Genomic DNA, 10,479 nt, shown 5'->3' with positions numbered 1-10,479 from the left:
GGCGCGCGCCGCGCCCCGCCGCGCGGCGCCGGCGCGCGCCCCGGGGGGCGGCGGCGCCGGCCCCCCGCCGCCCCGGGCCGTCCTCGTTCCTGGGCCGTCGTCCTCGGGCACACGGACGGCGGCCGCACGGCAGCGGCCCGACCCGGCTGCGGGGGTCGATCAGCCAGGTCGGGCCGCTGTTCCCTCCCAGCCGGTCGGCGGCTGGAAGCGGCGTGGTGCCAGGTGCTTTGGCGGACCGGGCACCACGCCGTACTCAGGTGGAGGGCCGCTCAAGCGGGCTCTCCGTGGGAGATGGCCTCCGCGGGGCAGAGCTCGGCCGCCTTCCGGGCGGCCTGCCGCTCCTCCGCGGAGCCGGGCTGCCGGAGCAGTACGACCAGGCCGTCCTCGCCCTGGTCGAAGAGCTCCGGCGCGTAGCGGAAGCACTGAGCCGCCCCCTGGCACAGGCCCTGGTCCACGGTCACGTCCATTGCGACGACCTTCCGGGTCACCAGGTGACCGGCAGCGCGGTCAGCGTCTGCACACCGCCGGGGGGCGACATCTTCAGCTCCTCGGCCGGGACGGCCAGCCGCAGGTTCGGCAGCCGTTCGAACAGCGTCCGGAAGGCGATCTCCAGCACCACGCGGGACATGTTCTGACCGATGCAGTTGTGCACGCCGTGGCCGAAGGCCAGGTGGGTGCGGGTGGTGCGGCCCACGTCGAAGACGTCCGGGTTCTCGAACACCTTCGGGTCGCGGTTGACCAACAGGTTCGGGATGATCACGCCCTCGCCGGCGCGGATCACCACGCCACCGATCTCGATGTCCTCCTTGGCCGCCCGACGGGTGCCCATGTCGGCGACCGAGGTGTAGCGCAGCAGCTCCTCCACCGCGTTCGGCCACAGCTCCGGGTCGGCGGTGACCCGCGCCAGCTGCTCCGGGTGGCGCAGCAGCGTGACGATCCCGCTGCCGAGCGTCGAGGAGGTGGTCTCCTGCGCTGCGACCAGCAGGACCAGTGCCATCGCGACCAGGTCGTGGTGCTCCAGCGCGCCGGTGTTGGCCCGCTCGGCGGCCAGCACCGAGAGCAGGCCGTTCTCCGGGTCGCTCTCCAGCTTCTTCACCCGCTGGTCGAGGAAGCCCCAGGTCTCGCGGAGCACCTGCTGGATCTCCTCGGGGCCGAGCGTGCCGCGCTCCTGGGTGATCTGGCGGGTCTTCTCCTGGAAGAACTCCTGGTCCTCCTGCGGGACGTCGAGCAGGTGGCAGATCACCGCCGACTGCACGGGGACGGCGAACTCGGCGACCAGGTCGGCGGTCGGGCCCTTGGCGGTGATCGCGTCCAGGTGCTCGTCGACGATCCGCTGCACCAGCGGGCGCATGTCCTGGGTCCGCCGGGCGGTGAACGCCGGGAGCAGCATCCGCCGGTGCACGTCGTGCTCCGGCGGGTCCAGCTCGGTGATGGTGCGGAACGGCCGGTGGGCCTTCTCGGCCGGGCTGATCGCCGGGAAGCCGGCGTGCAGCTTGTCGGACGAGAGCCGGCCGTCGGCGAGCAGCTTGCGGGCCTCGGCGTGGGCGGTGACGACCCAGGCCTCCGTGCCGTCGAACAGGGTGGTGCGCTGGATCGCGTCGCCCTGCTCGCGCAGGTCGGCGTAGCCCTGGGGGAGGGCGAAGGGGCAGGTGCGGGGTACCGGGAAGGCGGGGCTTGCGGGGGTGCCTTCGGGGACGGTCGTGCTCTCGGACATGAGTAGCGTTCTCCCTTGGTGGTGGCGTGCCCGTAGCGGGTGGCGCACTGGTAGTGGTGCCGCGTCGAGCTTCGTCCGCGCGATCAAGGCGGGACAACCCCAGCCCCACCCCTGATGCACCCCTATCTGCGAGCGCCATCGGGCACCCTTACGGGGGCGTCAGTAGGAGCGCCGCAGCTGCGCGCGGTGGGCCTCGGCCAGCTCGCCGAACATGGCGACGACCTGCTGGTTGAGCTCGGTGAGCACCGCCTCGGGGATCGGGGCGTCGGCCTCGATCGAGCGCCGCAGGATGTGGGCGAGCAGGTCGGCCCGCTGCTCCAGGTCGAGGCCGTCGTCCTGGCCGAGCTCCTCGGCGGTCAGGAAGCCGCGGGTCACGTTGACCAGGACGTAGCCGGCCGTCTCGGGGGTGAGGCCGGGCTGCAGCGCGTCGTGCTCGGCGAGCAGCTTGAGCAGGTCGGTGTTCTCCGCGAGCTCCTGCTGCGCCGCGCGCACGGAGTCGTCGGAGGCGAGGCTGCCGAGCAGTACCGGGTCGGCCAGCAGCAGGGCCTTGACCAGCGGCCGGTGGGTGAGCTCCATGAAGATCGTCCGCATCAGCCGGTGCGGCAGCGCCATCTCGGGCTCCTTGGTCAGAGCCTCCAGGAGGTGGTCGAACAGGCGCAGCGCCTCGCGCTGGAGCACACCCCAGAAGAGCGCCTCGCGGGTCTTCCAGTGCAGGTAGACCGTGCCTTTGCCGACGCCGGCCCGGCCTGCGACGTCGTCGATCGTCACCTTGCGGTAGCCGTGCGCCATCAGAAGATCTGCGGTGATGTCCAGGATCCGCTCCGCACGCACCTGACGTGCACTGGAGCCGGCCGGAAGTCTGCTGGGGTTGCTCATGCCAGCCACTGTAGAACCAATTTTCAAACTTGGTCAACCATGTGCAACGGCCGTTCAGGAGCGGTGGTTCGCGGGTCCGGGCCCCGAGTTCGCGTCGTGACGAGTTTGAGGTTGACCAAAATTGAAAATGAGTCATACGCTTGCCAAGGCGAACCTCAGCCGTTCCGTGCCCTCTCGATTGGAGTCCCGTCGATGCCCCGCAAGACGAAGCCCGAGCCCCGGGCGGGCAAGGCCGAAGAACCGCGTTCCGCCGGCCGGTGGTGGGCCCTGGCCGCCCTCACCGTCGCCGTCCTGGCGGTCGGTCTGGACAGCTTCATCCTCTACACCGCACTTCCGACGCTCTCCGAGGTGCTGCACGCGTCGACCACCCAGCTGCAGTGGATCCAGACCGCGTACACGCTGGCCTGGGCCGGTCTGCTGCTGCCGATCGGCAAGCTCGGCGACAAGATCGGGCGCCGCCGGATGCTGCTCGGCGGCCTGCTGGTCTTCGGCGTCTCCTCGGTGGTCGCCAGCCGGGTGACCTCCGCCGACTCGCTGATCGTGATGCGCGCCGTGATGGGCGCCGGCGCGGCGGTCATCATGCCGATGGCGATGGCCCTGCTTCCCTCGCTCTTCCCCCAGTCGGCGGACCGCCGCAAGGCGGTCGGGGCCGTCACGGTCGGCGCGGTGCTCGGTCTGCCGCTCGGCCCGCTGGTGGCGGGCTGGCTGCTGACCAGCTTCAGCTGGGGCTCGATCTTCCTGATCAACGGCCCGGTCGTGGCGATCAGTCTGATCGCCGTCGCCCTCCTGGTGCCCGAGAGCAAGGACCCGAACGCCTCCCGGCTGGACTGGCTGGGCGCGGTGCTCCAGGCGGTCGGCGTGATGGCCGTGGTGTACGGCATCATCGAGCAGCCCACCTACGGCTGGACCGGCCGCACCCTGGCCTGCGTGATCGGCGGCATCGCGGTGCTGGTGGTCTTCCTGCTCTGGCAGAAGCGCGCCTCCGCCCCGCTGGTGGACCTGCGGATCTTCGCCAACCGCACCTTCACCTGGGGGACCGTCGCCTTCGCCGTGATCAGCTTCGCCCAGGCCGGCATCCTCTTCGTGGTCAGCCCGTTCCTCCAACTGGTCCAGGGCAACGACGCCCAGGGCACCGGTCTGCGGCTGCTCCCCATGATCGTCGCGCTGCTGGTCGGCGCCGGCATCAGCGACGCCCGCGCGGCGAAGTTCGGCGCGAAGATCGTCATCCCGATCGGGATGACGATCAGTGCGGCCGGCTGCGCCATGTTCACCGTGATCAAGGCGGACAGCGGATACGGCATCGTCGCGGCGGCGCTGGTGGTCTTCGGCTTCGGTCTCGGACTCGGCCTGCCGCTCGCCGCCGACACCGTGCTGGAGGCGCTCGCCCCCAACCAGGCGGGCGTGGGCACCGCGCTCTCCAGGACCATGCAGAGCGTCGGCATCTCGCTCGGCTCGGCGATCCTGGGCAGCGTGCTGAACAGTGCCTACCGGGGCAAGCTAGGCGACGCCCTGACCGGCCTGCCGGACAACGCCAGGGAGGCGGCCAGGTCCAGTCTGGACGGCGCCAAGGCGGTCGCCGGCCAGCTGCCCGGCGACGCCGGCCGACTGCTCGGCCGGGCCGCTGACCAGGCCTACATGCACGGTCTGAACCAGGCCTCCATCACCACCGCGGTGCTGATGGTGGTGGGCGCGGCCTTCGTCCTCCTGCTGCTGCCGATGGCGCACGGGCACGAGGTGGAGCACGGCGAACTTCCCTCCGCGGATGCCCCGGTCGAGGTGGCCTGACCCCCGAGGCGGCGAAGGTGGTCGGCGCTCAGCGCCGACCACCTTCGCCGTTGTCGCGACCGTTCAGTCGGCGAGCTTGATCTCGGTGGTGAACACGGTCGTGGTGGCGTCCTCGCGGCCCACCAGGGTCAGCGAGCGGGTGCCCACCTTGCCCCGGTAGCGGCCGGTGAGGCCGAAGGCGCGGACGATCTGCGGCTCGCCCTTGATGATCCCCTCAAGGTTGATGACGCCGGACCAGTACACCGAGCCGTCGGCGAACTCGTCCGTGCCGTTGACCCGCTGCTTGACCTTCTTGTCGGCCGGGTCCAGGTAGACGGCCGCGAAGCCCTCGACGGTCTTGCCCAGCTGCTCGCCGGCGGCGTCGAGCAGCTCGCAGTGGTACGTCACCACCGTGCCGGGGCCCTCCGAACCGCCCTCGGGCACGTGCATCTGGATGTGCGAGACCTCCTTGAGGCCGCTGAACACGATCTCCTGCTTCTCGGCGGACATTTCAACTCCCTGGTATCCAAAGGTGGTCGACCGGCCGGGTGGCGGCCGGATGGATTCTGGTGGCGGCCGCTTAAGCTGCGGCAAAGCGCCCGCCGGACAGGCCCTAGCGCACCGGGGCCAGCCGGGCCCGCAGCCGGGCGGCCCCGTACATCAGGCCCAGCACCGCCGGCTGCGCGCCGCGCACCCGGCGCATCCGCAGCAGCGCGAGCGCGGACCAGAACTTGCTCTCCGCGACGTGGCCGGGCGCCGCGTGCACGTCGTCGTGCTCCAGCACCCGCAGGTCCCCGACGGTGCGGCGCAGCAGCCGTATGTCCTCCTGGGGGACGATCTCGTCGCGAAGACTGGCCACGTAGGCGACCGGGATGTCCAGCGCCGCCAGCCGCTCGGCGGGCAGCGCCCAGGCGCGCAGCCCGGCGAGGTCCCGCCCGGTCAGGTGGGTGAGGGTGTCCGCGGTGATCCGCGGCACGCGGGCCTGCCAGGCGGGGTCGGTGAAGAAGGCGTTGATCGGCGCGCCGGCGGTGACCACCCCGTGGATCCGGGCGTCGTCCATGGCACAGCGCAGCGCCAGGTGCCCGCTGAAGCTGAGCGCCAGTGCGTACGTGCGGGACGTGTCGGCCCGGTCGGCGACGGCGTCCAGCAGCCCGGACAGGAAGCGGTGACTGTGTTCGTCGTACGGCACCGGGTTCTCGCCGATGCCGGGCAGGTCGACCACCAGGGCCGCCATGCCGAGCCGGCGGAACACCGGCAGCGCCGGCGCCCACTGCTCCTTGACGCTGACGTTGCCGCCCATCAGCACCAGCAGCGGTCGGCGGTCGGTGGCCGACAGGCCGGACTCCCAGCAGCCGATCTTGCGGCCGTCGACCTCCACCTCCAGCCGCCGGATGTCCGGCGCGGCCGTCGCCCGCCAGCTCTCGAACGCGGTGACCGCGTGCTCGGCGGCGGCCAGCCGGGCCGGGGTCCCGGTGAACGGGAACCTCGCCATGATGAAACGCCGGCAAGCCTCCAGGGGCTTGCCGGCCTGCTGCAGTCGTTCCGCCTCGGCGCACCACTCGCCGGTCCACGAGCCGGGGCCTTCGCCGTCGGTCGTGATGCGGGCCAGCACCCGGTCGAAGTCCGGGATCTGCTGGCCCCTGGCGTGCACCGCGACGAACTGCTTCAGTTCGTCAACGTCGTTCATTCATCCCACTCCTGACGATCAGTCGGTTCACCCGGGTCGGTGAACTGCTCCAGTGCGAGCTTGACGGCGGCGAGCACGTCGGCGGCCTCCGCGCCGTCGATCACCCGGTGGTCGAAGGTGAGCGAGAGCCGCATCATCGGCGCCACCGCCAGCCCGCCGTCCTTGACGACGGGCCGGTCGGCGATCCGGCCGAGCCCCAGGGTGATGGTGGTGCCGCCCACCGAGTAGAAGCCGTCCACCGGGCGGTGGCCCAGGGAGGTCACCGCGAAGGTGCCGAAGACGCCGGCCCGCCGGGACAGCGGGCGCACCCCCAGCCGGAACAGCGCGCCGCCCAGCGGCCAGGGCAGTCGCTGGAGCATCCGGGTCGCGGCGAACTCCGGCATGACCGCCGGATCGCCGTCCCGGAAGTGGTCGACCCGCTCCTGGATCTCGGGCAGGCCGGCGCGCTGGAGGTCGGGCAGGACCGTGGAGACCACGATCCGCTGCCCGTTCATCGTCCGGTCCAGGGTGAACTTGCCGTTCACCGAGGCGTACCTGGCCACCCGCGGCCTGACCCGGCCGCGCAGTGCCGCGTTCGCCTCCGGGTGGGCGGCCAGCACCCGAGCGGCGGCGTACAGCACGTAGCTGACCACCGAGTACTTGTGCACCTCCTCCCGGTGGCGGACCACGGCGCCCATGTCGACGTCGGTGTCCAGGAACACCGGGGAGAAGGACCGGATCTCCCGGAGGAAGTGCAGGGTGGGCCGCCGCGCCGATGCGATCGCCCCGATGGCCGCAGGCCGGTCGCCGCTCCTACTGATTGTTCGCTCGCTCCGCTCGCTCATGCGCCCCCCTCGCTTCGCTCGGCGGTCACTTCGCGAGACGCGCCCCTACTGATTGTTCGCTCGCTCCGCTCGCTCATGCCGTCGCCGCCGGGCCGAACCAGGTCTCCAGCGCCGCGGTCAGCCCCTCGTCCGGCGTCGCCGCGCCGTCCGCGGGACCGGCCCACGCCACCCGGCCGTCCGGGCGCACCAGCACCGCGGACGCCGCGATCTCGGCCGACGGACCGGCGGTGACCAGCCGGACCCGGTCCGCCCAGCCGGAGACGTCCGGCAGCCGCAGCTGCCCGTCCGACAGGTCGAACAGCACACCGCGGGCGCCGCGCAGCGTCCGGGCGACCGTGGTCTCGCCATCCGCCGTCGCCAGCGGCGCGTTGACCAGGCGCCGGCCGAGCAGCGGGTGCGCCGCCGCCTCCGGGTACGCGATCGGGTACTGCACCGCGAACCCGCAGATCAGCTCGGACAGGTGCGCGTTGACCTGGGGCAGCCGCACCAGCTCGGCGAAGATCTCGCGCAGCGGTGCCACCCGGTCCGCCGGGTGCACCAGGGCCACCTGCGCCAGGCTGGTGCGCAGCGAGCGCGCGCCGGCCGGGTGCCGCTCGGCATGGTAGCTGTCCAGCAGGCCCGCCGGGCCGTGCCCGGCGACGTCCGCGGCCAGCTTCCAGCCCAGGTTCAGGGCATCCTCGATACCGGTGTACAGGGCCATGCCGCTGAGCGGGAACTGCACGTGGGCGGCGTCGCCGGCCAGGAGCACCCTGTCCTCGCGGTAGCTCACCGCCTGGCGGTTGACGTTGTACCAGCGCTGCAGCCAGCGCGCCCGGCCGGTGCGCATCGGGCGGCCGGTCATCCGCTCGGCCAGCGCGCGCACCTCGTCCATGGTCGGCTCGTCGCGGTTCGGCGGCTCGGCGTCGTACTCGCCCATGGCGATCCGCAGCAGGTTCTCGCCGACCGGCGACAGCATGTACGGGCCGTACGCGGTGCTCTCCGGGCCGAGGTGGTTGAGCAGTTCGTCGCCCGGGTCCACCTCGATGTCGCCGATCAGGCCGTGGAAGGGCTGCTCCTCACCGACGAAGTCGATCCCGGCGAGCTCGCGCACGGTGCTCGCGGAGCCGTCGCAGCCGACCAGGTAGCGGCCGGCCAGCCGGTAGTCGGTGCCGCCGTGGCGGACGGTGACGGTGACCGAGGCCTCGTCCTGGACCAGCCCGGTGATCTCGTGGCCGCGCCGGAGTTCCGCGCCGAGCTTCAGCGCGTACTCCTCCAGGCGCCGTTCCACCGCGCTCTGACTCACGATCAGCGTGGAGCCGTGCCGCTCGGTCAGCTGGTCGGGGGCGAGCGGGTAGCCGGAGAAGACGGCGAGCGGCCACTCGAAACCGTCGGCCCGGATCGCGTCCAGCACCTCGCGCTGTTCGAGGAGTTCGATCGTGCCGCCGTTCATCGCCGAGCCGAGCGACTCCTCACGCGGCCGCTCCAGCCGCTCCAGGACGACGGTTTCCACCCCCAGCAGGCGCAGTTCGCACGCGAGCAGCAGACCCACCGGGCCGGCGCCGGCAATGATCACGGGGTCGTTCATCGGGAGCTCCTCTGGGTTTCGGCGGTTGCGGTGTGGGACGCGGTGCCTGCGGTGGGCGCCGCGCCGGTCGCGGTCAGGGCTTCGGAGAGCAGGTCCAGCAGGGCCTGCGACAGGTCGGCCAGGGTGGGCTGGTCGTAGATCAGCGCGGGCGTCAGCTCGATCCCCGCCGCCTTGGTCCGGGTCACCAGCTCCATCGCGGTCAGCGAGGACATCCCCAGGTCCATCAGGTCGGTCTCGGGACTGACCTCCTCGGCGGCGGCCAGACCCAGCACCGTCGCGACCTCGGCACGCAGGTGGGCGAGCAGGATCGCCGAACGGTCGGCTGCCGACGCCCCGGCAAGGCGCTCCAGCACCGAGCCGCCCGCGCCCGCGCCGTCCGGCTCGGGGGCGGCCGCGAAGGCCGTGCGGGCTGCCGGGATCTCGTGGAAGAACCGGCCGGCCCAGGGCTGCCCGGCGGCCACGGTCGGCCAATCGACGTCCGCGACCACCAGGTGGCCGGACCGGCCGAGCAGGTCCAGCACCGATCGGGACGGCAACGGGAGCAGGCCCAGTTCGTGGGCCGTCCGGGCCTCGCTGCCCGGCTCCTCCGCCCACGGGCCGCAGCACAACGACAGTGCGGGCTCGCCGAGCGCGAGCCGTCGGGCGGCGATCGCGTCGTGGAAGGCAGGCAGGGTCGCCTGCCCGGGGGCGGCCGGCAGGCCCAGCGCGCCGGCGGCGTCGGAGACCAGGACGAAGGCGGACAGCGCGGTGCCGTGGGTGAGCTCGTCCAGGTTGGCCGCCGCGGACCGCAGCGCACCGGCCGTGGCGGGCTCGCCGTCCGCCGGGGCCAGGTGCACGACGCCGTCCAGCGGGTGGTCGGCCGGGACGGCGGCCAGCACCCGGGCGAGTGCGGCGCGGTCGGAGAGGTCGACCGCGGCCACCGTCGCCTCCGCCCCCAGCGAAGCCAGTTCGGCCGTCAGGGCGGTCAGGCCGGCCGGGCCCTCGGCGCCGACCGCAGCGGACGGCGGCACGACCAGCAGCAGCCGGTGGGCGCCCTGCGTGGCGAGCCGTCGGACGGTCCGGCGTCCCGCCTCGGTGTCCGCGCCGGTGACCAGCACCGTGCCCGTCGGCGACCAGCGGCGGTGCGGCCGTCCGGTGTCGACCGACAGCAGCCGGCGCGCCAGCAGGCCGCCCGGGCGCAGTGCCAGTTCGTGCTCGCCGGTTTCGCCGGACAGCGCCGCGGCCAGCCGACGCTCCGCCGACGGGTCGAGCACGGTCGGCAGGTCCAGCAGACCGATCGCCCGCTCCGGGTACCGGGCGGCCAGCGACGGCCCGGCGCCCCACAGCGCGGCGGACTCGGGCGCGGCCGGAGCGTCGGCTGCCGTGGCGGCTGCGGCTCCCCGGGTGAGCAGCCAGACCGGCGCGGGCACACCGAGCGCGTCCAGCGCGTCCAGGGCGGCGGTGGCACCGGCGGTCTCGTCGGCGAACCCGTTGTCCGAGGCGGAGGCCGCAAGCAGCAGGACGCCGCTCAGCGGACCGGCCTCGACGAGCTGACGAAGCGACTCCGGCGTCCCCGTGGCGACCTCCTGCGCACCGGCGCGCAGCAGGGCCGGAGCCACGTCCTCGTCCCCGTCCGCTCCGAGCAGCAGCCAGCGACCAGCCAGCGGTGCCGCCTGGGTGTCGGCCAGCGGCTGCCAGCCGATCCGGTGGCCGAGGCCGGCCCGCCGACGAAGTCCGGCGAGCGCCGGCAGCAGCGCCGCCAGACTCCGGCGCTCCTCCTCGGTGGCCTCCAGCATCTCGTCCAGGGCGTCCAGGTCGGCGCGCTCCACGGCCTCCCAGAATCCGTTCTCGGCCGTGACCGCCGCGGCGGCGTGCTGCCTGCCGGGGGTGGCGGCGGGGGAGAGCCAGTAGGGGCGGCGCTGGAAGGGGTAGGTGGGCAGGTCGAGGTGTTCCCGGCGGGTGCCCAGCAGGGCGGTCCAGGTGACGGGGTGGCCGTGGGTGTGGAGGGTGGCGAGGGCGGTGGTGGTGGTGTGGGTTTCGGGACGGCCCTTGTGCAGTGCGCTGATGGCGA

The 10,479-nt window shown here is 73.0% G+C and carries 9 protein-coding genes; 1 reads left to right on the top strand and 8 read right to left on the bottom strand.

The features are described from left to right. Nucleotides 1-269: 269 nt before the first annotated feature. From ABZW30_RS45195 to ABZW30_RS45185, 3 genes are all read right to left on the bottom strand, one after another. A complete protein-coding gene (locus tag ABZW30_RS45195) occupies nt 270-467 on the bottom strand; it encodes a ferredoxin (protein ID WP_355677168.1) in 198 nt (65 codons plus the stop codon). A gap of 17 nt (nt 468-484) precedes the next feature. Further along, entirely contained in the window at nt 485-1,714 is a 1,230-nt protein-coding gene (locus tag ABZW30_RS45190; RefSeq protein WP_355677167.1) for a cytochrome P450, read from the bottom strand. A 159-nt stretch (nt 1,715-1,873) separates the two neighbouring features. Then, on the bottom strand, nt 1,874-2,590 hold the full coding sequence (locus ABZW30_RS45185) for a TetR/AcrR family transcriptional regulator (RefSeq protein ID WP_355677166.1): 717 nt from the start codon (nt 2,588-2,590) through the stop codon (nt 1,874-1,876). Between the two features lie 192 nt (nt 2,591-2,782). Here ABZW30_RS45185 and ABZW30_RS45180 point away from each other — a divergent pair, with 192 nt between their 5' ends. Then, entirely contained in the window at nt 2,783-4,375 is a 1,593-nt protein-coding gene (locus ABZW30_RS45180; RefSeq protein WP_355677165.1) for an MFS transporter, read from the top strand. Nucleotides 4,376-4,438: 63 nt separating this feature from the next. On the opposite strand, the gene ABZW30_RS45175 is transcribed toward ABZW30_RS45180, so the two are convergent. The 5 genes from ABZW30_RS45175 to ABZW30_RS45155 all read right to left on the bottom strand — a co-directional run. Continuing rightward, on the bottom strand, nt 4,439-4,864 hold the full coding sequence (locus ABZW30_RS45175) for a hypothetical protein (RefSeq protein WP_355677164.1): 426 nt from the start codon (nt 4,862-4,864) through the stop codon (nt 4,439-4,441). Between the two features lie 103 nt (nt 4,865-4,967). After that, the gene (locus ABZW30_RS45170; RefSeq protein ID WP_355677163.1) at nt 4,968-6,041 is read right to left on the bottom strand and encodes an alpha/beta hydrolase; all 1,074 of its coding nucleotides are present in this window, start codon (nt 6,039-6,041) and stop codon (nt 4,968-4,970) included. Then, nucleotides 6,038-6,865, bottom strand: coding sequence for a 2-oxo acid dehydrogenase subunit E2 (locus ABZW30_RS45165; protein WP_355677162.1), 828 nt, complete (start codon nt 6,863-6,865; stop codon nt 6,038-6,040). The genes ABZW30_RS45170 and ABZW30_RS45165 overlap by 4 nt, the downstream gene beginning before the upstream one ends. 73 nt (nt 6,866-6,938) lie before the next feature. Further along, on the bottom strand, nt 6,939-8,429 hold the full coding sequence (locus ABZW30_RS45160) for an FAD-dependent monooxygenase (RefSeq protein WP_355677161.1): 1,491 nt from the start codon (nt 8,427-8,429) through the stop codon (nt 6,939-6,941). Further along, on the bottom strand, nt 8,426-10,479 hold a 2,054-nt coding region (locus ABZW30_RS45155), incomplete at its 5' end, for a beta-ketoacyl reductase (protein ID WP_355677160.1). The genes ABZW30_RS45155 and ABZW30_RS45160, both read right to left, overlap by 4 nt.

It is taken from the genome of Kitasatospora sp. NPDC004669 (assembly GCF_040609455.1).
Taxonomy (GTDB): Bacteria; Actinomycetota; Actinomycetes; order Streptomycetales; family Streptomycetaceae; genus Kitasatospora.
Note: the sequence above shows the minus strand (reverse complement) of the source record. Positions and strands in the feature narration are given on the sequence as shown.